Source organism: Pseudomonas sp. MF08831 (assembly GCF_059862645.1).
Genome location: NZ_JCBCUX010000002.1, coordinates 513,296 through 538,051, shown reverse-complemented (window position 1 = coordinate 538,051; position 24,756 = coordinate 513,296). Strand labels below are relative to the sequence as shown.

The 24,756-nt window shown below is 61.8% G+C and carries 20 protein-coding genes; 16 read left to right on the top strand and 4 right to left on the bottom strand.

Translation table 11 applies throughout. The features are described 5' to 3' along the window. Nucleotides 1-82 precede the first annotated feature (82 nt). On the bottom strand, nt 83-1,027 hold the full coding sequence (locus AC19YS_RS05740; RefSeq protein WP_124416156.1) for a LysR family transcriptional regulator: 945 nt from the start codon (nt 1,025-1,027) through the stop codon (nt 83-85). A gap of 179 nt (nt 1,028-1,206) precedes the next feature. Between AC19YS_RS05740 and AC19YS_RS05735 the strand changes: the two genes are divergently transcribed. Beyond that, nucleotides 1,207-3,498 carry a TonB-dependent receptor gene (locus AC19YS_RS05735; RefSeq protein ID WP_500601220.1) on the top strand — a complete coding sequence of 764 codons (2,292 nt, stop codon included), beginning with the start codon at nt 1,207-1,209 and terminating at the stop codon, nt 3,496-3,498. Here the strand turns inward: AC19YS_RS05735 and AC19YS_RS05730 are convergent. Then, on the bottom strand, nt 3,469-4,668 hold the full coding sequence (locus AC19YS_RS05730; protein WP_500601148.1) for a CynX/NimT family MFS transporter: 1,200 nt from the start codon (nt 4,666-4,668) through the stop codon (nt 3,469-3,471). The genes AC19YS_RS05735 and AC19YS_RS05730 overlap by 30 nt on opposite strands. Nucleotides 4,669-4,778: 110 nt before the next feature. Between AC19YS_RS05730 and AC19YS_RS05725 the strand changes: the two genes are divergently transcribed. The 11 genes from AC19YS_RS05725 (at nt 4,779) to AC19YS_RS05675 (ending at nt 14,163) form a co-directional block, all read left to right on the top strand. Continuing rightward, on the top strand, nt 4,779-5,630 hold the full coding sequence (locus tag AC19YS_RS05725) for a LysR family transcriptional regulator (protein ID WP_472525724.1): 852 nt from the start codon (nt 4,779-4,781) through the stop codon (nt 5,628-5,630). A gap of 396 nt (nt 5,631-6,026) precedes the next feature. Further along, nucleotides 6,027-6,842: an energy transducer TonB gene (locus AC19YS_RS05720; protein ID WP_106577374.1), complete on the top strand. Its 816-nt coding sequence runs from the start codon at nt 6,027-6,029 to the stop codon at nt 6,840-6,842. Nucleotides 6,843-6,893: 51 nt separating this feature from the next. Continuing rightward, entirely contained in the window at nt 6,894-7,616 is a 723-nt protein-coding gene (locus AC19YS_RS05715) for a MotA/TolQ/ExbB proton channel family protein (RefSeq protein WP_106577759.1), read from the top strand. A 1-nt stretch (nt 7,617) separates the two neighbouring features. Beyond that, the gene (locus AC19YS_RS05710) at nt 7,618-8,019 is read left to right on the top strand and encodes an ExbD/TolR family protein (RefSeq protein WP_106577375.1); all 402 of its coding nucleotides are present in this window, start codon (nt 7,618-7,620) and stop codon (nt 8,017-8,019) included. 307 nt (nt 8,020-8,326) lie between these two features. Then, the gene (locus AC19YS_RS05705) at nt 8,327-8,908 is read left to right on the top strand and encodes an alpha/beta hydrolase (protein WP_500601146.1); all 582 of its coding nucleotides are present in this window, start codon (nt 8,327-8,329) and stop codon (nt 8,906-8,908) included. Between the two features lie 49 nt (nt 8,909-8,957). Then, nucleotides 8,958-9,899, top strand: coding sequence for a sigma 54-interacting transcriptional regulator (locus AC19YS_RS05700; RefSeq protein WP_106577377.1), 942 nt, complete (start codon nt 8,958-8,960; stop codon nt 9,897-9,899). 124 nt (nt 9,900-10,023) lie between these two features. Next, nucleotides 10,024-10,806, top strand: a complete 783-nt coding sequence (locus tag AC19YS_RS05695; RefSeq protein WP_119738235.1) for a MetQ/NlpA family ABC transporter substrate-binding protein — start codon at nt 10,024-10,026, stop codon at nt 10,804-10,806. A gap of 430 nt (nt 10,807-11,236) precedes the next feature. Further along, the gene (locus tag AC19YS_RS05690) at nt 11,237-11,902 is read left to right on the top strand and encodes an amino acid ABC transporter permease (RefSeq protein ID WP_106577379.1); all 666 of its coding nucleotides are present in this window, start codon (nt 11,237-11,239) and stop codon (nt 11,900-11,902) included. Continuing rightward, nucleotides 11,883-12,542 (top strand): amino acid ABC transporter permease, encoded by a 660-nt coding sequence (locus tag AC19YS_RS05685; RefSeq protein ID WP_032884905.1) that lies wholly within the window; start codon nt 11,883-11,885, stop codon nt 12,540-12,542. Before AC19YS_RS05690 ends, AC19YS_RS05685 begins: the two co-directional genes overlap by 20 nt. Beyond that, nucleotides 12,539-13,315: an amino acid ABC transporter ATP-binding protein gene (locus AC19YS_RS05680; RefSeq protein WP_500601144.1), complete on the top strand. Its 777-nt coding sequence runs from the start codon at nt 12,539-12,541 to the stop codon at nt 13,313-13,315. The genes AC19YS_RS05685 and AC19YS_RS05680 overlap by 4 nt, the downstream gene beginning before the upstream one ends. Then, on the top strand, nt 13,312-14,163 hold the full coding sequence (locus tag AC19YS_RS05675; protein ID WP_200624243.1) for a transporter substrate-binding domain-containing protein: 852 nt from the start codon (nt 13,312-13,314) through the stop codon (nt 14,161-14,163). The genes AC19YS_RS05680 and AC19YS_RS05675 overlap by 4 nt, the downstream gene beginning before the upstream one ends. 1,061 nt (nt 14,164-15,224) lie before the next feature. Here AC19YS_RS05675 and AC19YS_RS05670 read toward each other — a convergent pair. Further along, nucleotides 15,225-16,385, bottom strand: coding sequence for an AAA family ATPase (locus AC19YS_RS05670; RefSeq protein WP_124416164.1), 1,161 nt, complete (start codon nt 16,383-16,385; stop codon nt 15,225-15,227). Between the two features lie 121 nt (nt 16,386-16,506). Between AC19YS_RS05670 and AC19YS_RS05665 the strand changes: the two genes are divergently transcribed. The 4 genes from AC19YS_RS05665 to AC19YS_RS05650 all read left to right on the top strand — a co-directional run bounded on the left by AC19YS_RS05665 (nt 16,507) and on the right by AC19YS_RS05650 (nt 24,018). Next, on the top strand, nt 16,507-17,589 hold the full coding sequence (locus AC19YS_RS05665; RefSeq protein ID WP_106577383.1) for an efflux RND transporter periplasmic adaptor subunit: 1,083 nt from the start codon (nt 16,507-16,509) through the stop codon (nt 17,587-17,589). Continuing rightward, nucleotides 17,586-18,656 carry an efflux RND transporter periplasmic adaptor subunit gene (locus AC19YS_RS05660; RefSeq protein WP_500601142.1) on the top strand — a complete coding sequence of 357 codons (1,071 nt, stop codon included), beginning with the start codon at nt 17,586-17,588 and terminating at the stop codon, nt 18,654-18,656. The genes AC19YS_RS05665 and AC19YS_RS05660 overlap by 4 nt, the downstream gene beginning before the upstream one ends. Beyond that, complete coding sequence (locus AC19YS_RS05655; RefSeq protein WP_106577385.1) at nt 18,653-21,706, top strand: efflux RND transporter permease subunit; 3,054 nt, start codon at nt 18,653-18,655, stop codon at nt 21,704-21,706. Before AC19YS_RS05660 ends, AC19YS_RS05655 begins: the two co-directional genes overlap by 4 nt. Nucleotides 21,707-21,822: 116 nt before the next feature. Then, the gene (locus AC19YS_RS05650) at nt 21,823-24,018 is read left to right on the top strand and encodes a glycoside hydrolase (RefSeq protein WP_500601141.1); all 2,196 of its coding nucleotides are present in this window, start codon (nt 21,823-21,825) and stop codon (nt 24,016-24,018) included. Nucleotides 24,019-24,123: 105 nt separating this feature from the next. Here the strand turns inward: AC19YS_RS05650 and AC19YS_RS05645 are convergent, their stop codons facing one another. Next, nucleotides 24,124-24,750: a class I SAM-dependent methyltransferase gene (locus tag AC19YS_RS05645; protein ID WP_106577387.1), complete on the bottom strand. Its 627-nt coding sequence runs from the start codon at nt 24,748-24,750 to the stop codon at nt 24,124-24,126. Nucleotides 24,751-24,756: the final 6 nt, after the last annotated feature.

The window sequence follows — 24,756 nt, the reverse complement described above, 5'->3', positions numbered from 1 at the left end:
CTGACGCCTTCGCGAGCAAGCCCGCTCCCACATTTGAAATGCGTTCAACTGTGGGAGCGGGCTTGCTCGCGAAGGCGTCTACTCAAACAGCGACATTCTCCAATGCACACACATCCTCATCCAACTCATCAATCTGCTTGATCTGCTCGATCATCGCTTCGGCCAGCGGCGACAATCGATACCCCGCGCGGCTGACAATGCCATAGCGGGTGTAACGCTCCTCCAGGTCTTCTGCCAGCCCATCAATGGTCAAACACACCAACTCGCCCCGCGCCATGTGCAGCACGTCGCTGTTGGCGCTGACGATGCCGATGGCGTCCGAACGCAGCACCACGCCCATCAGGCTGTAGCCGTTTTCGCATTCCACATTGGGCAGGTAATCCGGCCGGCCGCTGAGGTCGACAATGACCTTGCGCAGGTTCGGCGGGCGGAGGGTCACGGCCAGTGGATAGCTCATCAGCTCGGCGGCGCTCACGCTGCTGCGCGTGGCCAACGGGTGCCCGGCACGGCAGCAGAAATACCAGCGCCGCGCGCGCAGGCGGTGGGTGTGATAGTCCGGGTTGGCTTCGAAGTGGCGGGTATCGGCGACGAAAAATTCGAACTCTTCGCTGAGCAGGCGCTTGCTCAGGCTTTGCCAGTCATCCACCTGGAACTGCACGCGCGCCTTGGGGTAACGCCCGATAAAACTGCCGATGGCGCGCGGGATCAACCCGGCCGCCGGTGCCGGGCCGCAGCCGAAGCGCAATTCACCGGCCTCAAGGCCATTGAACTGGCTGATCTCGTTGGCCAGTTGCTGCGCGCCGCTGACCAGCCGACGCGCATGTTCGAGCAGCACCTGGCCTTGCTTGGTGGGCGCCAGGTCCTTGCGGCCACGGTCCACAAGTTGGCACCCGGCGCTGTGTTCCAGCGCCTGGATACTGCGGCTGAAGGCCGACTGCGAGAGGTTCACGGCCAACGCTGCCGCGACAAAACTGCGCTGTTCAGCGAGGGCGATGAAGTGGCGAAGTTGGCGCAGATCGATATGCATTTTTCACATCAAAAATATCCGGGAAATGCATTGGCTATGCATTAGGTCGACTCCTTATAAAGGCTATCTCTTATGCAGTAAATGTTCGTAAAAACATAAATAAATAACCTAATGGAATATTCGATAAGGGATATTTCCGGGGTCCGGAGCCGCTTATGAGTCTGTTGAAGTCCTTGCCGATGGCCATGTTACTGGCCGGCAGCACCAGTTGGTCGCCAACCCAGGCCGCCGAAACGCCCGCGCCGGAAAGCAAGGGCGAAAACGCCAGCGGCCAGCTTGAGACGGTCACGGTGACCGCGCGTCGGCGCACCGAAAGCGCCCAGGAAGTGCCCACGCCCATGAGCGTGATTGGCGGCCAGGCGCTGGAGAGTCAGCGGGTCTATCGGATTCAGGATTTGCAGCAACTGGTGCCCAGCGTCAACGTTGCCTACATGCATGCGCGCCAGTCCAGCGTGTCGATTCGCGGCTTGGGCAACAACCCGGCCAGCGACGGCCTGGAAGGCAGCGTGGGGCTGTACATCGACAACGTGTACCTCGGCCGACCGGGCATGGCGGTGTTCGATTTGATGGACATCGAACAGCTTGAAGTGTTGCGTGGCCCGCAAGGCACGCTGTTCGGCAAAAACACCACCGCAGGCGTGATCAACATCAGCACCCGCGCGCCAAGTTTTACCCCGGAACGCAGCATCGAAACCTCGTTGGGCGAGGACGGTTATTTCCAGACCAAGGGCACTATTTCCGGCCCGCTCACCGATAACCTCGCCGGGCGTTTTTCGGCTTATCGCACGCGCAGCGACGGCGACATCAAGAACGAATACAACGGCCACGACCTCAACGGCGGCTCACGCCAGGGCTTTCGCGGGCAGCTGCTGTACAAGCCCAGCGAGACATTCAACCTGCGCTGGATCGGCGACTACAACGAGGAAGATTCCAGCGCCGGCACCCGCGTGCTGTACAGCACCGGGCCGACCATCAATGGCACCAACCTGTATCAATCGCGGGCAACGGCGGCGGGAGCGACACTGGTGGATGGCACTCACCGCAAGGTCAATCTGGACAACGACCAGCACGTCACCGTGTTCCAGGGCGGCACGTCTGTGGAGGCCAACTGGACCCTGCCCAGCGACTTCACCCTGACCTCGGTCAGCTCGTATCGCTGGTGGAATTTCACCCCGCGCAACGATGACGGCCTCAATGTCCCGGCGGCGTATAACGCCGGGGTGTCGGTGGAAGATAAACAGTGGTCCCAGGAGTTCCGCCTGGCCTCGCCTACCGGTGGCTTCTTCGACTACGTGCTGGGCGCTTATTACTTCGGCAATTCGCTGGATAACAAATCCTTTGCCTACTACGGGCCCAAGGCGGATATCTGGAACGGCACGCCAACCGGCGCGTTGAACAATGTGAGCAGCGTCGGCAACGGGCATATCCGCACCGACAGTTTTGCCCTGTTCGCTCAAGGCACCTGGCACCTCACCGAGCGCCTGGATTTCACGGCCGGCCTGCGCGGCACCTATGAAGAGAAAAGTGCCTGGGTCACGCGCAATGCGCCAGTGGGGGGCGCGGCGGTGACCGGCGCGGCAGCCACGGCGCGGCGCGGGCGTGCCGGGGTGTACGACTCGGGCGACCTCAGCCAGTACAGCGCATCGCCTTCTGGGCTGCTGAACCTCAGCTATCACTTCAATGAGAACCTGCTGGGCTACGCGACCTTGTCTCATGGCGAGAAGTCCGGTGGGGTCAACCTGGCCGTGGGCTCCGCGCCGACCGCCGGGGCCGACTCACTGTTGATCGGCACCGAGCGCGCCAACAACGCCGAGCTGGGCTTCAAGAGCACGCTGTGGGACCGCCGCCTGCAGCTCAATGCCAACCTGTTCTGGACCCAGGTCAACGGCTACCAGACCAACGCCTACGACCAGGACAACCGCGTGCAGTACCTCACCAACGCTGGCTTCGTGCGCTCGCGCGGGGTTGAAGTGGAAAGCACGCTGGTGCCGCTCAAGGGCCTGACGCTGAACCTCAACGGCTCGTTCAACGATGTGAGTTACCTGTCTTACAAGGATGCGCCGTGCCCACCGGAAGTCAGCCTGCGCCCCGGTGCGCCGGCGTCCTGCGACCTGACGGGCCACCAGGTGGTCGGCGCGTCCAAGTGGATCGCCAACGCCAACGGTGAGTACAAGTGGAACCTGGATAACGGCTTCGAACCCTACGTGACTGCCAGCTACGCATTCCGCTCCAAAGCAGTGGGCACCGTCGAGGATTCCGACTACGGGCAAATCCCCGCCTACGCCGTGGTGAACCTCTCCACCGGCCTGCGCGGCAACTATCAGCAAGGGCAGTGGGACGTGTCGTTGTGGCTGAAAAACGCCTTCGACAAAACCTACTACACCACCCTGTGGACCGGCGGCAACGGCGGCTACGAAGGTCTGCTGGGCACACCGCGCACGTTAGGCGTGACCGGGCGCTACGACTTCTGATGCGCTGCGATAGGTGGCCGGGCTGAACACCCGTGTCACCAGCAGCATCGCCACCGCGGTCACCGTCAGCACCACCCAGGCGCTGACAAAGGCGCCGGTGAGTTGGCGCAGCCAGCCGGTCAGCCACGGTGAAATCGCGTTGATCAGAAAGCCCACGCCTTGTACGAAGGCGGCCAGTTGCCCGGCTTGGCGTGGGTCGCGGTGATGGTCGAGGGTCAACAGCAGGCTCAGGGCGAAACACGCGCCCAGGCCGAAGCCGCACAGCGCCACCCACAGGTGCGGATAGTCCAGCGGCGCGATGATCAGGCCGAGGTAGCCGATGGTTTGCGCCAACAGGCTGATGCCCAGCAGCGGACGACGGTCGACTCCGCGTTGCGCCAGCACCGGCATCAACAGCGCGGCGATCACCTGGAAGATGGTCATGAAGGCCAGCAGCGAACCGCTCGGCAACACGCCCCAGCCCAGTTGCTGATAGTACGCAGGCAGCCACGCCACCATGCTCATGTAGCCGCAGTTCACCAAACCGAAATACAGCGCCAGCAGCCACGCGCGACGATTGCGCAGGCCTTTGAACGTGGGGGCCATGTGAGGATTGCGCGGCGCACCCAAAGGCAACCACGCCCACAACAGCAACGCCCCCAGCGCCGGCAGCAGCCACACGCCCAACCCCGCCTGCCATTGCTGGAAGTGCGTAGCCACCACCGGGCTGAGCAGCGCGGCCAGCCCGCCACCGGCCATCAACGAGGCCGAATACACGCCCATCGCCACCGGCACACGGTGCTGAAATTCCCGCTTGATCATCGCCGGTACCAACGCCTGGATCAGCGCCACACCGGCGCCGCCGAGCAAGGCTGTGACCAGTAACGCCGACGCCTGGCCCATCAACCAGCGCGCCAGGCACGCCAGCAGAATCATCATCAAGCCCAGGGCAATACCGCGCCGCTCGCCCAGTCGCGCCTCGACGCGCACGCCGACCAGCGCCACCAGGCCCATGCACACCACCGGCAGGCTGGTGAGCAGGGCGCTGCTCTGGAAACTCAGGCCCGTGGCCTGGCGAATCTCGCCGAGCAACGGGCTGATGGAACTGAGGATCGGCCGTAGGTTCAGGCCAAGCACTACCAGCAGGCCCCAACCGGCGAGTCTGCTCATGAATGAAGGGTTGAGCGGCATGCAGGACCTTTTCAGTGTGCAAAAGAGGCGGGAAGTATGGGCAGCTCGCAAGGTATTCTGAAATTAAATATAACCATGCCAATCAGTGGCAAACGCAATGGTGAAGCGCCATGTTCGACCCCGTGTTGTTACGCAGTTTTGTCGCCGTGGTGGATTGCGGCAATTTCACCCGCGCCGCCGAGCGCCTGCACGTGACCCAGTCCACCGTGAGCCAGCAGATCCGCCGCCTGGAAGAGGCCGTGGCGTGCCAGTTGCTCGACCGCGATCAACGCCGCGTGGTGGCCACCGCCGAGGGTGAGCGCTTGCTGGCGTACGCGCGGCGCATCCTCGCGCTGCATGAAGAGGCTGCCGACGTGCTGATCACTCAGCAAAGCGACGGCGTGCTGCGCCTGGGGGTGCCAGAGGACTTTGCCGCTGAACGGCTGATGCCGTTGCTGTCGTCGTTTGTGGTGGCCTACCCGCGCGTGCGCCTGGAAGTCACCAGCGGCCTCGGCCCGGAGCTGCAGCGTCAATACCGTGCAGGTGAGTTCGACGTGTTGCTGGTCAAGCAAATGGGTGACAGCGACGACTGCCTGGCGTCGTGGCCGGAGCCCCTGTGCTGGGTCGACAGCCGCAGCATGCCGTCACTGGGCCGCGACCCGTTGCCCTTGGTGGCGTTTCCGGTGGGTGGGTTGTACCGCAATGAAATGCTGCATCACCTGGAAGTGGGCGGCTGGCGCTGGCGCATCGGCTATTCCAGCGCCGGCCTGGCCAGTGTGTGTTCGGCAGTGGCGGCGGGGCTCGGTATCAGCCTGTTACCACGCCGGGTAGTGCAACCGGGGCACGTGGTGCTCGGCGAGGACAGTGGTTTGCCCGCGGTGCAAGGCGTGCGCCTGGCGTTATATGGCCGCAGCGGGTTGGGCGCAGCCGGGCAGACGTTGCAACGTCAATTGCTCGCGTTATGCGCCAATAGCCCAGCGTAAAGCAGTCGCTGAGCGCCATGTTCCTGGCGAGCGGCCTTGCCCCGCGTTGGGCTGTGTAGCCGCCTCAAAACCTGCCCAACCGATCTACCTGACACCGCGTTGTTTCCCGGTGGGTCTGCTGCGCAACCCCGCGCGGGGCAAGCCCACCCGCCGCATTCGATGCCTTTACTGAATATTTTTTATGCCTGAAATGCATCGAAAAACCGCGCCTTCGCCACAGGCCGCGCAGGCCGTGGCTTTGGCATTTCAGGATGTTTCTGTTATTCAATTTAGATCTATGTATAACTTTAAAGATTACTTTAAGAGATAAGCGTCTGGCCCCGATGATTCAGCCCTCGACGGCCGCCAAGGCAGGCCTGTCGGTTTTTTTGTGTGAAAACCGTAGGGAGTGAATCAATGGGCAATGTCCAGACCGCCGCCAGTGCACCCGAGGCGCAATGGCGCCAGGCACCGGGTGGTGAGTTGGTCGACCTTGGCCGGCCGCATCGCGCGCCGTTGGGACAGTTGCGTTTGCAGAAAACCCCGAAGCGCTTCTCGAGCCGTCGCGAAGGGCTTCTGCTCGGCTTACTGGTGTTGGCGCTGCACGGCGCGGTGATCTATTGGGTGAGCCAGAAGCCGACGCCGGTGTTGCCGATTGTGCCGCCGGAAATCCCGCCGATGACGATCGAATTTTCCCAGCCGGCGCCGCCGGTGGTTGAACCACCACCGCCCGTGCCGCCACCGCCACCTGTGGTCGAGCCACCGCCGCCGGTTGTGGATGAATTGGCCGCCAAGCCGGCGCCGCCCAAACCGATTCCCAAGCCTAAACCCAAGCCGGTGCCCAAGCCCGAGCCCAAGCCTGCACCGAAACCGGTCGAGCAGCCGCCCGCGCCACCGACGCCGGCGCCACCTGCACCGCCCGCGCCAGCCGCACCACCGTCGCCGGCGCCGGTGACACCCGCTTCGGCAAACGCCGCGTACCTGAAGAACCCGGCGCCGGAGTACCCGTCACTGGCCCAGCGTCGCGGATGGGAAGGCACGGTGTTGCTCAGGGTGCATGTGTTGGCCAGCGGCAAGCCGGGCGAGATCCAGATCCAGAAAAGCAGCGGCCGTCAGCAACTCGATGACGCCGCACTGACCGCCGTGAAGCGTTGGAGCTTCGTGCCGGCCAAGCAGGGCGATGTGGCCCAGGACGGCTGGGTCAGCGTACCGATCGATTTCAAGATTCACTAACTATTCGGCAGCGGTGTGTTGGACACGTCGCGACCTGCACAGAGGGAAAACATCATGGCATTAGCATCTCCACTTGAATCCATCGAAAGCGCGGTGATCTGGCTGCTGGTGGCCTTTTCAGTCGCCACCTGGGGCTTCGCCTTGCTCAAGGGCGTGCAGTTCGGTCGCCTCAAGGCCCAGGATCGCAAATTCCACAAACAGTTCTGGGCGGCGTCGAGTCTCGACTCGGCCGCCGAACTGGCCGACACCCAGCCCGGCGCCGCAGCGCGTGTGGCCCAGGCCGGTTATGCCGCGATTCAGGTGGGTGACGCGCCGCACGCTGCGGACCTGAGCCAGGCCATCAACCATCAGGACCGCCTCGAACGCGCCCTGCGTCAGCAGATCGTGCGTGAGCGTCGCTCGCTGGAAACCGGCCTGGCCGTGGTCGCCAGTATCGGCAGCACCTCGCCGTTTATCGGCCTGTTCGGCACCGTGTGGGGGATCATGGAAGCGTTGAAAGGCATCAGCGCCGCCGGCTCCGCCAGCCTGGAAACCGTGGCCGGCCCGATTGGTGCGGCGCTGGTGGCCACCGGTGTCGGTATCGCCGTCGCGGTGCCGGCGGTGCTGGTCTACAACTATTTCCTGCGTCGTTTGAAGCTGACGGCTGCTGACCTTGACGACTTTGCCCACGACTTCTACAGCCTGGCGCAGAAAAACTCTTTCCGCGTGCTGTTGCACCCTGCGCTGACCAAGAACGCAGCCGGCAACCCGCAGAAAGTGAAGGAGGCGTCCTGAGATGGCCTTTTCCACGCAAGACAGTGACGAGGTGCTGAGCGAGATCAACGTGACGCCGCTGGTGGACGTGATGCTGGTGCTGCTGGTGGTGTTTATCGTCACTGCGCCGCTGTTGACCAACGCGATCCCGATCAACCTGCCCAAGACCGAAGCCGTGGCGCCGGTTGAGCAGAAAGACCCACTGGTGGTGAGTATCGACGGCGCCGGCAAACTGTTTATCAACAAGGACGAAATCCAGCCGGACCTGCTGGAGTTCAACCTGCAGGCGGCCAAGGCCAAGGACCCCGATGTGCGGGTGCAACTGCAGGCTGATAATGGAGTGAACTACGGCGAAGTGGCGCGAGCCATGGCGTCTATCGAACGCGCGGGGATTACCAAGTTGTCGGTGATTACTGCACGTTAGTTTCAAATGCCTCGACAATTTTTTGGCCGTCTCCTTGGCAGGGTGCGGCCTTTTTTTTGCCTGAAATTCCGCTGAAGCTCGATGCGAAATGAGGTCTATGTGGGAGCGGGCTTGCTCGCGAATACGGTGGGTCAGTAGCAGATGCGCTGTCTGATATACCGCCTTCGCGAGCCAGCCTGCTCCCACCTTTTGATCCTTTTCGTCTTTGAGTTTTTGGTTATTAATAAATAGCTTCTTATTCCTTAACGAATATAACCCCCGTCCCTATACTGGTCAGCAACGTTAAACGCTGCAGGAGGGCACACCCATGCACAGCGAGTCGATTCGTTATCTGATCGTGCCGGGCTGGCAAGGATCGCCAGAAGATCATTGGCAAACCCATTGGCAGAACAGCCTGCCCAACAGCGCGCGGGTGGAGCAGGCCGATTGGCTGACGCCGCGTCGCGAAGACTGGGTGGCCGCACTCGCCGAGGCCATCGCCGCCGACAGCACGCCGGTGATCCTGATCGCCCATAGCCTGGGTTGCATCACCGTCGCGCATTGGGCCGCCACTGCGCCGGTGCAATTTCTGCGTCAAGTCCGCGGTGCTTTGCTGGTGGCTCCGGCGGATGTCGAACGCCCGGCCTGCTCACCGGCCTTGCGCAACTTCGCACCGATCCCGAGCGACCTGCTGCCGTTTCCCAGCCAAGTGGTCAGCTCCGACAACGACAGCGCCGTCAGCGCCCCGCGGGCCCTGGAACTGGCGCGCAATTGGGGCGCGGAGGCCGGGATTCTGTCCGGCGCCGGCCATATCAATGTGAAGTCCGGCCACCAGCGCTGGGAGCAGGGCTTCGCCTACCTCTATCGCCTGCAAAATCGCCTTGAGCACCACGCCCGGCGTACTGCCTGAACATTTTTCAACGCCCCGTCCCTGAGTGGATTTGGGGCGGGAGCCTGCCATGAGTCTGCATGAAACCTACGGCCAGCCCTTGCTGACCTTCCCCGACGCCGAAAAAAGCCCGCTGAGCATCCGTGCCAAGGCCCTGGTGTTTGTCGACCCGCGCTCGCGCCAATTGCGTGAAGACCTGGAAAGCCTGGCGCCGCGCGCCTTGCCGGTGTTGATTCGCGGTGAGACCGGCAGCGGCAAGGAACTGCTGGCGCGGCATATCCACCGTGGCAGCGACCGCACCGGGTTGTTTGTCTCGGTCAACTGCGGCGCGATCAGCCCCACTTACGCCGATGCCGAACTGTTTGGCTACGCGGCCGGCAGCCACAGCGGCGCGGCGAGCAGCCGGGCCGGGTGGTTCGGGTCGGCCAACGGCGGCACCTTGTACCTGGATGAAATCGGCGACTTGCCGTTGCCGATCCAGGTGAAATTGCTCGCTGCCCTGGAGAATCACGAAGTCACCCGCGTCGGCGCCCACCAGCCCAGCCCGGTGGATGTGCGCCTGGTGGCGGCGACCAGCATCGACCTGGCCCAGGCGGTGGCGGCGGGCAAGTTTCATGAGCGCCTGTTCCATTACTTGAGTGAAGGCCGGCTCGACCTGCCGGCTTTGCGTGAGCGGGTCGGCGACATCCTGTCCCTGGCCGAGTATTTTCTCGGCATCTACAGCCAGCGCCTGGACCTGCCGGTGCCGCTGATCAGTGATGCCGCCCAGCGTGTGTTGGAACTCCACAGCTGGCCGGGCAATACCCGCGAGCTGGAAAACGTTATTCACTTTGCGTTGCTGGTGAGCAGTGGTGATGAGATTTTGCCCGAACATCTCAACCTGCCGGTGGCGGGCTCGCCACTGGAACAGGTGCAGCGGATCTTCGCGAGTGCCAGCGCCGCCGAGCGGCAAACCTTGCTCGGCTTTCTAAATGAACAGCAGCTACATGAGCAAAATGGAATATCAAAGTGAATAAAAGATATTGTTCGGGAATAAAAAATCTAGGTATTGTCCACTCCACGCCGCGATAGCACTTCGCTGGCACACCATAAAAACGGTCGTCAGAGACGCCCCGGAATTTCGATAAGGACACTGCATGAAAAAGGTTCTGTTGTTTACCGCACTGGCGGCTGCCCTGACTGCAAGCTTCGCCCAGGCCAACGAAAAACTGGTGGTTGCCGCCACGCCGATCCCGCACGCCGAGATCCTTGAGCTGGTCAAACCGACCCTGGCCAAAGAAGGCGTGGACCTGGAGATCAAAGTATTCACCGACTACGTGCAACCTAACGTGCAAGTGGCCGAGAAGCGTCTGGACGCCAACTACTTCCAGACCCTGCCGTACCTGGAAAACTTCAACAAGGGCAAGGGCACCAACCTGGTCACTGTGATCGGTGTGCACGTTGAGCCTTTCGGCGGTTACTCGAAAAAGATCAAGAACATTTCTGAGTTGAAGGACGGCGCCACCGTGGCCATCCCGAACGAAGGCTCCAACAGTGGCCGCGCCCTGTTGCTGCTGCAGAAAGCCGGTGTGATCACCCTCAAAGACCCAAGCAACGCCCTGGCCACGCCGAAAGACATCGCCAGCAACCCGAAACACCTGAAATTCAAAGAGCTGGAATCGGCGCTGCTGCCACGCGTGCTGGACCAGGTTGACCTGGACTTGATCAACACCAACTACGCGCTGGAAGCTGGCCTGAACCCAGCCAAAGACGCACTGATCATCGAAGACGCCAAGTCGCCGTACGTGAACTTCCTGGTGGCACGCCCGGACAACAAGGACAGCGACGCTATCCAGAAGCTGGCCAAGGCCCTGACCAGCCCTGAAGTCAAAGCGTTCATCGATTCCAAGTACAAAGGCGCGGTAGTGCCTGCGTTCTGATGTAAACAAAACCCCCTTCAAGGTTTGAACGCCGACGGCTCACTTAGCGTCGGCGTTTTTTATGCCTGAAGTTTGGAATGCCAATCAAATGTGGGAGGGGGCAAGCCCCCTCCCACATTTGATTGGCGCAGGCTTACCTGTTTTGTGTATTGATCGCCCGGCGCAACGCCATCAACCACTTCACCAGCTCCTGCGGATCAATCGGTTTCACTTCGTTCATGGTTCAATCCCTCGAATCTCAGACCCCCCAACCCTAGCCGTCACCCGGACAACCCGCGAATCCGGCGGTTATCTTTTTGGGTGATATCAATATGCTATTTGGGTATTTAAATTTTGCTTTTTATACCTTTAAAGTTCGCGCTACCCGGCGTTACCCACGCCGGACCGGACTGCGCCCGCTGCATTACCCTTGCGGCGTCATGGACTCAAGATGACCTTCGATTTCGCTTTTATCCTCAGCACCTTGCCGGCGTTTCTCAGCGCCGTTGGGGTGACGCTGCAAGTGGGCCTGATCGCCATTGCCACCTCGTTGCTGGTGGCACTGATCAACGCCGCGCTGCTGGTGTTTCGCACGCCGTACCTGTCGCGCCTGGTGGCGCTGTATGTGGAGCTGGCGCGCAACACGCCGCTGCTGATCCAACTGTTTTTTGTGTACTTCGCCTTGCCGGCGCTGGGGTTCAATATCTCCGGGTTCTGGGCGGCGATCATCACCATGACCTTCCTCGGCGGCGCCTACCTCACCGAAGTGCTGCGCGCCGGTGTGGAGGCAGTGCCGCTGGCGCAGATCGAGTCGGGCAAGTCCATCGGCCTGTCCGACTGGCAGCTGCTGCGCCATGTGATCCTGCCTCAGGCCGGCATCCTCAGCCTGCCGGCGCTGTTCGCCAATTTCATCTTTCTGCTCAAGGAGACCACGGTGGTGTCGGCCGTGGCGGTGCCGGAGATTCTCTACACCACCAAGAGCTACATCGCGCTCTACTACAAAACCTACGAAATGCTCGCCGTGCTGACGCTGATCTGCGTGCTGTTGTTTTTGCCGCTGTCGCTGCTGCTCAGCCGCCTGGAAAGGAGGCTCCAGCATGGCCAGTTCGGGTCTTGAGTTGTTGTGGGTGTCGTTGCCGCAACTGGGCAAGGGCGCTGCGCAAACGCTGTCGATTTCATTTTTGAGCATTGCCTTCAGCACCGTCGGCGGCGTGCTGTACGGCGTGCTGCGCACGCTCAATAACACGCTGATCAACGCGGTGCTGCGGGTGTACCTGGAGCTGTTTCGCGCGATCCCGGTGCTGGTGTGGTTGTACCTGCTGTTTTTCGGCCTGCCGATTTTCTTCGGCCTGAGCATTCCGAGCTTCTGGTGCGCGGTGCTGGTGCTGTCATTGTGGGGCGCCAGCGAGGTCGGTGAAGTGGTCCGTGGCGCGCTGCATTCGCTGCCGCGTGGCCAGCGCGAGGCCGGGTTGTCGATTGGCCTGTCCGACCCGCAGCTGTACGGCTACGTGCTGCTGCCCCAGGCCCTCAAGCGCATGACGCCGCCAACCATCAACGTCTACACGCGCATCATCAAGACCAGCTCACTGGCGGTGCTGATCGGCGTGGTGGACGTAATCAAGGTTGGCCAGCAAATCATCGAACGCACCTATGAGTCAGTACTGATCTACGGCGTGCTGTTCCTGTTTTTCTTCTTTATCTGCTACCCGTTGTCAGCCGCCTCCAAGGTGCTGGAACGGCGCTGGGCCCAAGCATGAGCGCATTGATCGAGTTCCAGGCTTTCAACAAATTCTTCGGCGAGCAGCAGGTGCTCAAGGGCATCGACCTGAGCGTGCAAAGCGGCGAGGTGATGGTGATCCTCGGCCCCAGCGGCTGCGGCAAAAGCACCTTGCTGCGCTGCCTCAACGGCCTGGAAGTGGCGCACAGCGGCAGCCTGCGTTTTGCCGGCAAAGAGCTGCTGGACAAAAATACCGATTGGCGCCAGGTGCGCCAGGACGTGGGCATGGTGTTCCAGAGTTACCACCTGTTCCCGCACATGAGCGTGCTCGACAACATTCTGCTCGGCCCGCTGAAAGTGCAAAAACGCACGCCTCGCGAAGCCCGTGCCCAAGCGGAAAAATTGCTCGAACGCGTTGGCCTGGCCGACAAGCGCGACGCCTTCCCACGCCAGCTGTCCGGTGGTCAGCAGCAACGCATCGCCATCGTCCGTTCGCTGTGCATGAACCCGCAAGTGATGCTGTTTGACGAAGTCACCGCCGCCCTCGACCCGGAAATGGTCAAGGAAGTGCTGGAAGTGATTCAAGGTCTGGCCCGCGACGGCATGACCTTGTTGATCGTCACCCATGAAATGGCCTTCGCCCGCGCCGTCGCCGACCGCGTGGTGTTCATGGAGGCCGGTCGCATCCTTGAGCACAACACCCCCGAAGAATTCTTTACGAACCCGCAAACCGCACGCGCGCAGCAGTTCCTGGAGAAGTTCTCCTTTGTTTCAACACTGCCCAAGAAAACCAAGGAATTGGAGCTGATATGAAAAAACTACTGCTGCCACTGTTTGCCGTCGCCTTACTGGCCGGCTGCGATAAAAAGGCCGAAGAGCCTGCCAAACCCGTCGCTGCTGCCAGCTACATCGACAAGATCAAAGCGCGGGACAAGCTGATCGTCGGCGTATTCACCGACAAACCGCCGTTCGGTTTTGTGAACGAAGCCGGTCGCTACGTCGGCTTCGATACCGATATCGGCCGCCAATTCGCCAAGGACCTGTTGGGCGATGAAAACAAGGTGGAATTCGTCGCCGTCGAACCGGCCAGCCGTATTCCGTTCCTGCAGAGCGACAAGGTCGACCTGATCCTTGCCAACATGACCGTAACGCCGGAGCGCAAGGAAGCGGTGGACTTCACCAATCCCAACCTGAAAGTGGCGGTACAGGCTTTGGTGCCGCAGGACAGCTCGGTGAAAAGCCTGGATGACCTGGCCACCCGCACCACCATCGTCACCACCGGCACCACTGCCGATATCTGGCTGACCAAAAACCACCCGGACTGGAAGCTGCTCAAGTTCGAGAAAAACTCCGAATCGCTGCAGGCGCTGTCGGCCGGGCGTGGCGATGCGTACGCGCAAGACAACCTGGTGCTGTTCAGCTGGGCCAAGCAGAACCCGGGCTACCGCGTGCTGGAAGAGAAACTCGGTGATGAAGCACCGATTGCGCCAGCCGTGAAGAAGGGCAACATCGAACTGCGCGACTGGGTGAATACCGAGTTGGCGAAGTTGGGTGAGGAGAAGTTCCTGCTCAAGCTGTACGACCAATATGTGCGTAAAGAGCTGAGCGATGATACCAAGCCTGAGAGTGTGATTGTTGAGGGCGGTAAGTGGCAGGGTTGATCCCGCGCTGACTGTCACACCGCTATCGCAGGCAAGCCAGCTCCCACCTTTGACCGAGTTCCCACCTTGGAATGCAGGCTAATGTGGGAGCGGGCTTGCCCGCGAAGGGGCCGGTGCAGTCACTGCACCTACTCCGGCCAATGCCAACTTCTACCGCTATCGCAGGCAAGCCAGCTCCCACCTTTGACCGAGTTCCAACCCTGGAATGCAGGCTAATGTGGGAGCGGGCTTGCCCGCGAAGAGGCCAGTGCAGTCACCGCACCTACTCCGGCCAATGCCACCTTCTACCCCTATCGCAGGCAAGCCCGCTGCCACCTATGACCGAGTTCCAACCCTGGAATGCAGGCTAATGTGGGAGCGGGCTTGCCCGCGAAGAGGCCGGTGCAATCACTGCACCTACTCCGGCCAATGCCACCTTCTAACCCCTATCGCAGGCAAGCCAGCTCCCACCTTTGACCGAGTTCCAACCCTGGAATGCAGGCTAATGTGGGAGCGGGCTTGCCCGCGAAAAGGCCGGTGCAGTCACTGCACCTACTCCGGCCAATGCCACGTTCTACCGCTATCGCAGGCAAGCCAGCTCCCACCTTTGACCGAGTTCCAACCCTGGAATGCAGGCTAATGTGGGAGCGGGCTTGCCCGCGAAGAGGCCGGTGCAGCCACTGCACCTACTCCGGCCAATGCCACCTTCTACCCCTATCGCAGGCAAGCCAGCTCCCACCTTTGACCGAGTTCCAACCTTGGAATGCAGGCTAATGTGGGAGCGGGCTTGCCCGCGAAGAGGCCGGTGCAATCACCACTTATTCCGACCAATGCCACGTTCTACCGCTATCGCAGGCAAGCCAGCTCCCACCTTTGACCGAGTTCCAACCTTGGAATACAGGCTAATGTGGGAGCGGGCTTGCCCGCGAAAGAGGCCGGTGCAATCACCACTTATTCCGGCAATGCCACGTTCTACCGCTATCGCAGGCAAGCCAGCTCCCACCTATGACCGAGTTCCAACCTTGGAATGCAGGCTAATGTGGGAGCGGGCTTGCCCGCGAAGGGGCCCGTGCAATCACCACTTATTCCGGCCAATGCCACGCCGGCGCATCCAACATCCCTTGCCCCACAATCCGTGTCTCGCCCATCACCTTCTCCAACACAATCGAATTACACCCTTCATCCTGCTGCAACGCCGCAATCAACCGGCTGGCATGCGACACCACCCACACCTGGCAATGCTGGGATGCCTGGATAATCAAACGCGCCAGCGCCGGCAGCAAATCCGGGTGCAGGCTGGTTTCCGGCTCGTTCAGTACCATCATGGTCGGCGGCCGTGGCGTGAGCAGCGCCGCGATCAACAGCAGGTAACGCAAGGTGCCGTCCGACAGCTCGGCCGCCGACAATGGCCGCAGCAAGCCTTCCTGATAAAACTCAATCGCAAAGCGCCCGCCCTGCAGCGGCTGGATGTTCAGGCGTGCGCCGGGGAATGCATCGCTGACCGCGCGCTGCAACGCCTCGGGGTCGCCGATCTCGCGGATGGTCTGCAATGCCGCCGCCAAATCGCGCCCGTCGTGATGCAACACCGGGGTACGCGTGCCCAGTTGCGGTTGGCGAACGGGCGCGTCCACGTCGCTGCGAAAGTGATCATAAAAGCGCCAGCCACGAATGCTTTCGCGCAGCAGCAACACCTCCGGCGAGCCGCGCAGGCTGCCCACCTGATCGAACAGGCTGTGGTAATTGGGCGTGTGCTGGGCCACGACATCCCAGGTGCGCCCGTCTCGGGCCCGAACCATCGGTCCGCAGCGTTGCACCAAAAGGCTGGCGGGGCGATAAATGTGGCCGGCCCAGATGCATTCCTTTTTCACTTCTGGGTCGAGTGAAAAGTACGACGAGGTCGTTTCCGGCAGCCCAAGGGAAATTGCATAACTGAAATCTTCCCCGGCGAACCCAAGGCGTAAGCGTTTCACGCGTTGGCGTACGGTAGGCTCCACCGGCACCTCGCCGTTGCGCATGCGCCGGCTGATGGTTTCCGGCCCGGCCCAGAAGGTTGAATCCAGCCCGCCTTCACGGGCCAGCGCATTGATGACGCCGCCTTGGGCGGTTTCCGCCAGCAGGCGCAAGGCGCGATACAGGTTGGACTTGCCGCTGCCATTGGGGCCGGTGACCAGGTTCAGCCGGTCCAGGGGCACCACCAATTTATTGATCGAGCGGTAATTGGCCACCGCCAGGGTTTTCAACATAGGTATTCAGTCGACGTGGGAACCATTGAAGTATGGGATCCTCCATGCAGATAAGGAACCCTGATCTAAGCTCACAGTCGCATACACACTTGCAAGTCGGCATCACGTAAAAGGAGCCTGCATGGGCGGTCGCACTTCGATAGTTTTACTCAGCCTTGGCCTCTTGGCGCTGCTGAGCGGCTGTGGTCAGGAAAAGGCCGAGCCCAAGGCGCATTCGCGGGTTTTTGTGCAGACTGTGCAGCCGGCGGACTTTGCCGCGGCAGTCACCCTGACCGGCGATATCCAGGCCCGTGTGCAAACCGATTTGTCCTTTCGCGTGGGTGGCAAAATCATCCAGCGCATGGTCGACGTGGGTGACCGTGTGACCGCCAAGCAAGTGCTGGCCAAGCTCGATCCCAAGGACCTGCAGACCAACGTCGATTCCGCGCAGGCCCAGGTCGTGGCTGAGCAGGCACGCGTCAAGCAAACCGCCGCCGCCTTCGTTCGCCAGGAAAAACTGCTGCCCAAGGGCTACACCAGCCGCAGCGAATACGACGCCGCCCAGGCCGCGCTGCGCAGCAGCCAAAGCGCCCTGGCCGCCGCGCAAGCCCAGCTCGCCAACGCCCGTGAACAACTCGGCTATACCTCGCTGATCGCCGATGCGCCCGGTGTGATTACCGCGCGCCAGGCGGAAGTCGGCCAGGTTGTGCAGGCCACCGTGCCGATTTTCAGCCTGGCCACCGATGGCGATCGTGATGCGGTGTTCAATGTCTATGAATCGCTGCTGGTAGAGCCGCCGCCGGATGCACCGATCACGGTCAGCCTGCTGGACAACCCGAACATCAAGGCCGTGGGCAAGGTTCGCGAGGTCACGCCGGCGGTGGCGGCCAATACCGGCACCGTGCAAGTCAAAATCGCCCTGCAATCGCTGCCCAAGGGCATGCAGTTGGGCTCGGTGGTCAGCGCCACCGCCAATGGCCCGGCCAAGGCCAGCATCGAGCTGCCGTGGTCGGCCTTGACCAAAGACCTCAACGAACCCGCCGTGTGGCTGATCGACGGTGACGGCAAGGCGCAATTGCACAAGGTCAGCGTGGCGCGTTACCTCACCGGCAAAGTCATTATTGGCGAGGGGCTTAAAGGCGGCGAAAAAGTCGTGGTGGCCGGCGGGCAATTGTTGCACCCCGGCATGCTGGTCGAGATCGCCCAGCAAGGAGCCCAGCCATGAAGCGCCTGACGGCTCTGCTCGCCGCCAGCCTGTTGTTGGCCGCCTGCTCCAAGAAAGAACCGCCGCCCGAGCCCGTGCGCCCGGTGTTGTCGATGGAAGTCAAAGCCGAAGACCAGGAAAACCTCGGCCGCTTCGCCGGCACCATCCAGGCCCGCTATGAAAGCAACCTGGGCTTTCGCGTACCCGGCCGTATCGCGCGCCGCGCGGTGGACGTGGGTGCTGAAGTGGAGAAGGGCGCCTTGCTTGCCGTGCTCGATCCCACCGATCAGCAAAACCAATTGCGCGCCGCCCAAGGCGACCTCGCCCGCGTGCAGGCGCAGTTCATCAACGCCCAAGCCAACGCCCGCCGCCAGCAGGAACTGTTCAACCGTGGTGTCGGCGCCCAGGCTCAACTGGACGTGGCCCAGACCGACCTGAAAACCACCCAGGCCACCCTCGACCAGGCCAAGGCTTCGGTCAACCAGGCCAAGGACCAGCTCAACTACGCCGAACTGCGCACCGACCACGCCGGTATCGTCACCGCCTGGAACGCCGAGGCTGGCCAGGTCGTCAGCGCCGGCCAGCAAGTGGTGACCCTCGCGCGCCCGGACATCAAGGAAGCGGTAATCGACCTGCCGGCCGGTCTGGCTGAGCGCCTGCCCACCGATGTGGTGTTTGTGGTTGCTGGCCAACTCGACCCGAGCGTCAACACCACCGCCATCGTGCGTGAGATCGAACCTCAGGCCCAAAGCGCCACGCGCACCCGGCGTGCGCGATTGACCCTGGCCGAAACACCGCCAGCCTTCCGCCTGGGCACCGCTATCAGCGTGACCTTGAGCACCGCCATCGCACCCCGCATCCAACTGCCGGTGAGCGCCTTGCAGGAAGTTGACGGCAAGACCCGCATCTGGCTGCTCGACACCCACAACCAGACCGTGCAGCCGCGTGACGTCACGGTGGTCAGCCGCGACGCCGACAGCGCCGTGCTCAACGGCGGCGTCAACCCCGGCGAACGCATTGTCACCGCTGGCGTGAACAGCCTGAAGCCTGGGCAAAAAGTCAAAATCGACGAGGACAGCCCGCGATGAAAGGGAGCTTCAACTTATCCGACTGGGCCCTCAAGCATCAGTCCTTCGTCTGGTACCTGATGTTCGTCGCGCTGCTGATGGGCGTGTTCTCCTACATGAACCTTGGCCGCGAGGAAGACCCCTCGTTCACCATCAAAACCATGGTGATCCAGACCCGCTGGCCGGGTGCGACCCAGGAGGAAACCCTCAAGCAGGTTACCGACCGCATCGAGAAAAAACTCGAAGAACTCGATTCCCTCGACTACGTGAAAAGCTACACGCGACCGGGCGAGTCCACGGTGTTCGTGTTCCTCAAAGACACCACCAGCGCCAAGGCGATTCCGGATATCTGGTACCAGGTGCGCAAGAAGATCGATGACATTCGCGGCACCTTCCCCCAAGGCTTGCAGGGGCCGTCGTTCAACGATGAATTCGGTGACGTGTTCGGTTCGGTCTACGCGTTTACCGGTGACGGCCTGTCGATGCGCCAACTGCGTGATTACGTCGAGCAAGTGCGCGCTGAAATCCGCTCGGTGCCGGGCCTGGGCAAGGTCGAGATGATCGGCCAGCAGGACGAAGTGATCTACCTGAACTTCTCCACGCGCAAACTGGCAGCATTGGGGATTGACCAGCGCCAGGTCGTACAGAGCCTGCAGTCGCAGAACGCGGTGACCCCGGCCGGGGTAATCGAGGCCGGGCCGGAGCGGATTTCGGTGCGCACCTCAGGGCAGTTTGCCTCCGAAAAGGACCTGGCCAACGTCAACCTGCGCCTCAATGACCGTTTTTACCGTTTGGCCGACATTGCCGACATCAGCCGTGGCTACGTCGATCCGGCGCGGCCGATGTTCCGTTTCAATGGCAAGCCGGCGATTGGCTTGGCGATTGCCATGCAGAAGGGCGGCAATATCCAGTCCTTCGGCAAGGCCCTGCACACACGCATGGATGAGTTGACGGCTGACCTGCCGGTGGGCGTTGGCGTGCACAAAGTCTCCGACCAGGCAGAGGTGGTGGAGGAGGCCGTCGGCGGCTTTACCAGCGCGCTGTTTGAAGCCGTCATCATCGTGCTGGTGGTGAGCTTTATCAGCCTCGGCATGCGTGCCGGGTTGGTGGTGGCGTGCTCGATTCCGTTGGTGCTGGCGCTGGTGTTCGTGTTCATGGAGTACAGCGGCATCACCATGCAGCGCGTGTCGCTGGGCGCGTTGATCATCGCCCTCGGCCTGTTGGTGGATGACGCGATGATCACCGTGGAGATGATGATCACGCGCCTGGAAAAAGGCGAAACCAAGGAACAGGCGGCGACCTACGCCTATACCTCGACCGCGTTCCCGATGCTCACCGGCACGCTGGTGACCGTCGCCGGCTTTGTGCCTATCGGCCTCAACGCCAGTTCGGCGGGCGAGTACACCTTCACGCTGTTTGCGGTGATTGCCGTGGCGATGCTGGTGTCGTGGGTGGTGGCGGTGCTGTTCGCGCCAGTGATTGGCGTGCATATCCTCAGCGCCAACGTTAAGCCCGAAAACAAAGAGCCTGGGCGCATCGGTCGCGCATTCAATGGCGGCATGCTCTGGGCCATGCGCAACCGCTGGTGGGCCATCGGCATCACCGTGGGGCTGTTTGCGGCGTCGGTGTTCTCCATGCAGTTTGTGCAGAATCAGTTTTTCCCGTCATCGGACCGCCCGGAAATTCTCGTCGACCTCAACCTGCCGCAAAACGCCTCGATCAACGAAACGCGCAAGGCGGTCGACCGCCTTGAGGCGATCATCAAGGACGATCCGGATATTGCGCGCTGGAGCACCTATATCGGCCAGGGTGCGATTCGTTTCTACCTGCCCCTCGACCAGCAATTGGAAAACCCCTACTACGCGCAGTTGGTAATCGTCAGCAAAGGCCTGGAAGAGCGCGGCGCGTTGATTGCACGCCTGCAAAAACGCCTGCGCGATGACTTTGTCGGCATCGGCAGTTATGTGCAGCCCCTGGAAATGGGCCCGCCGGTCGGGCGGCCGATCCAGTATCGCGTGTCTGGCAAGGACACCGATCAGGTGCGCAAGCACGCCATTGAACTGGCAACCTTGCTGGATAAAAACACCCACCTGGGCGAGATCATTTACGACTGGAACGAGCCGGGCAAAGTGCTGCGCGTGGACATCGCCCAAGACAAGGCGCGGCAATTGGGGCTGTCGTCGGAAGACGTGGCGCAGTTGATGAACAGCGTGGTCAGCGGTGCATCGGTGACCCAAGTGCACGACGATATCTACCTGATCAACGTGGTCGGTCGCGCCGAAGACGCCGAGCGCGGCACCCCGGAAACCTTGCAGAACCTGCAGATTGTCACGCCCAATGGCACCTCGATTCCGCTGCTGGCCTTCGCCACCGTGCGGTATGAGTTGGAGCAGCCGCTGGTGTGGCGTCGCGACCGCAAGCCAACCATCACCGTCAAGGCTTCGGTGCGTGATGAGATGCAACCGACCGACCTGGTCAAGCAACTCAAGCCCGAAATCGACACGTTCAGCGCCGGCCTGCCGGTGGGCTATAAAGTCGCCACCGGCGGCACCGTCGAAGAAAGCGGCAAGGCCCAAGGCCCCATCGCCAAAGTGGTGCCGTTGATGCTGTTCCTGATGGCCACGTTCCTGATGATCCAACTGCACAGTGTGCAGAAGATGTTCCTGGTCGCCAGTGTCGCGCCGCTCGGGCTGATTGGCGTGGTGTTGGCGCTGATTCCCACGGGCACGCCCATGGGCTTCGTGGCGATCCTCGGCATTCTGGCGCTGATCGGCATTATCATCCGCAACTCGGTGATTCTGGTGACGCAGATCGATGCCTACGAGCGCGACGGCTACACGCCGTGGGATGCCGTGGTGGAAGCCACCGAGCACCGGCGCCGTCCTATCCTGCTGACCGCTGCGGCAGCCAGCCTGGGCATGATCCCGATTGCGCGGGAAGTGTTTTGGGGGCCGATGGCCTACGCGATGATTGGCGGGATCATCATCGCCACCTTGCTGACGCTGTTGTTCCTGCCAGCGCTTTATGTGGCCTGGTACAAGATTCGCGAGCCGAAAAAAGAACAGGCCTGACCCTCGGCGCCTTCCTGCAAGGATGTGGGAAGGCTCCTGGAAACACTTTCCCTACAGTTGTCTGGCATTAAGTGCTTTACCCTCCGGGCCTGTTTCCGTTTTGGAAGGCCCGTGTCATGCGCCGTTTAGTGCTGATTTTTTGCCTGTTGCTGTCTCCCCGACTCTTCGCTGGCACCGTGCTGGAAAACGCCCTCTGGCGGGTCGAACTCGACCCCGCCACGCTGGCGCTGCGCGTTACTCCGGCGGGCGAGGCCGCAGTGCAGGCTTCCAGCGGTGTGGCGGCGCACGCGGTCACCGGTGTGCAGGCCGATGCCGGGCAAGCCACTTGGCAGTGGGACAGCGGCGCCTACCAGCTGACCGCGCGCCTTGAGCAGCGCGACCTTGCCCTGACCATCAACGCGCGCGAGCCGGGCCAATTGGCGCTGCTGCGCCAACCCGCCGAGGCGATGGGCAAAGGCTTGATCTGGCCCTTGGCCGAAGGGCATTACGTGCCCGCCGGCAACGCCGTGTGGAACTCGTTTTTGCTGGATCAAGGCGAGGTTAATACCACGCAGGATCTCAGCCTGCCGTTATGGGGCTTAGATCATGGCCGTTTCACGCTCAACTGGTTGCTCACCAACCCCTATAACAACCACCTGCAATGGCAGGCAGACGGTGGCGGGCTGGCGCTTTCAATGGCGCATGAATTCACCCGGCTTGAGCCCGCCGCGCCGATGACCCTGCGCCTGCACCTGGGCGATGCCGACCCGTTGGCCGGGGCCAAGCGCTACCGCCAGTGGCTGGTGGCGCAGGGGCGTTATGAACCGCTGGCGGACAAACTGCGTCAGACCCCCGAGGCTGAAAAGTTGCTGGGTGCCAGCCACGTCTATCTGTGGGGCAATGACCTGTTAGGGCCGGAGGATGTGCGCGACTGGCCGCTGCTGGTGAAGGTGCTGCGCGGCCACGAACTCAAGGGCTTGCTGGACAAAGAGGCCACGCAGGTGCTGACGCAGGCCGGCACGTTGGATCGCTACCAAAAGACGGTTTTGCTGCGTGGGCTCAACGCGGCGATCAACAAAAAGGCCCGGCAAACCTGGCAGGCCACCGACGAGCCGGACATGCTCAAGCTGGCTGACGGTTATGGCGTACTGCGCCGTGAACTGGCCACAGCGTTTGCCGGCGCCTTGAGCCACAGTCCCGAGACCTGGGGCAGCACGCTGTCGGCCCAGACCGTCAAGGCGCTGCAAGATGCTGGGTTGAAGCGCCTGCTGCTGACCCTGGGCGAAGGCTGGGAAGGCGGCCTCTGGCACCCCGAAGCGATTCAGGCGGGCGTCAAGGCGGGTTACCTGATGGCGCCGTACGATTCCTATGAAACGGCCTTGTCCACCACCGAAAACCCCGACTGGACCACCGCCCACCTGGGCAGCAAGGCCTATCGCGACTGCGCCATCATCTTGAAAGACGGCAAACTCAAGACCGGCTTCCAACAGTCCGGCCACTACACCGACCCGCGCTGCGTGCGGCCGTTACTGGAAGCGCGGGTGAAAGCGGTGCAAGCCAAGGCCGGTTTCAACGCCTGGTTCCTGGATGCCTATGCGACCAGCATGGTCTTTGACAGCTACCGCAATGGCGCCGAAATGACCCAGGCGCAAAACGCTGAAGGCAATATCGACGCGTCACGCTGGCTCAACACGGTGCTCAAGCTGCCCGCCGGTTCCGAGGACGGCAATGCGGTCACTGCCCAAGGCATTCTGTTTGCCCACGGCATGCAGACGCCCGTGCTCGGCTGGGGTGATCGCGCGATGACCAAGGATAAACAATCGCCTTATTACGTCGGCAACTGGTATCCGCCGGAGCAACCGGCGGTGTTCTTCAAAACGGTGCCGTTGAATGAGCCATTTCGCACCGTGTATTTCGACCCGTCCATGCGCTTGCCGTTGTATCAGGCGGTGTTCCACGGCTCGGTCATCACCACTCACCATTGGCTGTTCGACAGCCTGAAGCTGAGCAATGTGCGGGCTGAGAACGAGCTGGCCCAACTGCTGTACAACGTGCCGCCGCTGTATCACCTGAGTGCCGCGACCCTGAAGCAGCGCATACCGTTGATACAGCGCCAGGACCGGTTTTTTCGGCCGTTGCATGAGCGCTTGGCGACACAGGCAATGACCGATTTTCGTTGGCTGACGGCCGATCGGCAGGTGCAGCAGACCACGTTTGCCGATGGCACGCGGTTGGTGGCGAATTTTGCTGCAGGGGACAAAGAAGGGTATGCGGGAAAGAGTGTGACGGCGTTGGTAGAGGGTGAAAAACCTAGGGTGTATCAGGTGGATTAGCTGGGCCGCTGACGCCTTCGCGAGCAAGCCCGCTCCCACATGGAAATGCATTCCAAATGGAGGAGCTGGCTTGCCTGCGATAGAGCCGGGCCAGACGACGAACATCTACAGTTTGCGCCACACACTCGCCAACCAAGGCTGTTGTTCCCGAGGCAACCCGGCCGGCCGGTAGTAATGCTCCAGCTCCACAAACCCGGCCGCCGTCAGCAGTGCCTGCCACGCCGCGAGGTCGTGATAAGACCCATAGCGAGGGCCGTTCCAGCCTTCCAGGTTTTCACCGCGCGGGTTGGAACTGAACAGCACGCCGCCAGGCTTCAGCGCACCCTGCAACTGCTTGAGCACCCGTGGCAGCTCCTGCTTGGGAATATGGAACAACACCGCGTTGGCAAACACCCCGTCGAAGCGTTCGGTCGGCAGGTCCAACTTGAGAAAGTCCTGCAGCAGCACTTCACAGCCACTGTCCTCGCGGGCCATTTGCGCAAACCGTTCGGAGCCATCGAGCCCCACGGCAATATGGCCCATGCGCGTAAACGTCTGCAGATCACGCCCCGGCCCGCAGCCGAAATCCAGCACGGTAAACGGCGCTGTGCCCTGGATATGGCGCAGCAGCGCGTCGATGTTCTGGCTCACATCGTGATCGCGGGTGCCTTCACGGAAGTCCTCGGCCACCTTGTTGTAGTGGCCGAGGGTGATGGAAGTGATCTGGTTGAGGTCGTCGGGCTTGAGGGTCATGGTGGG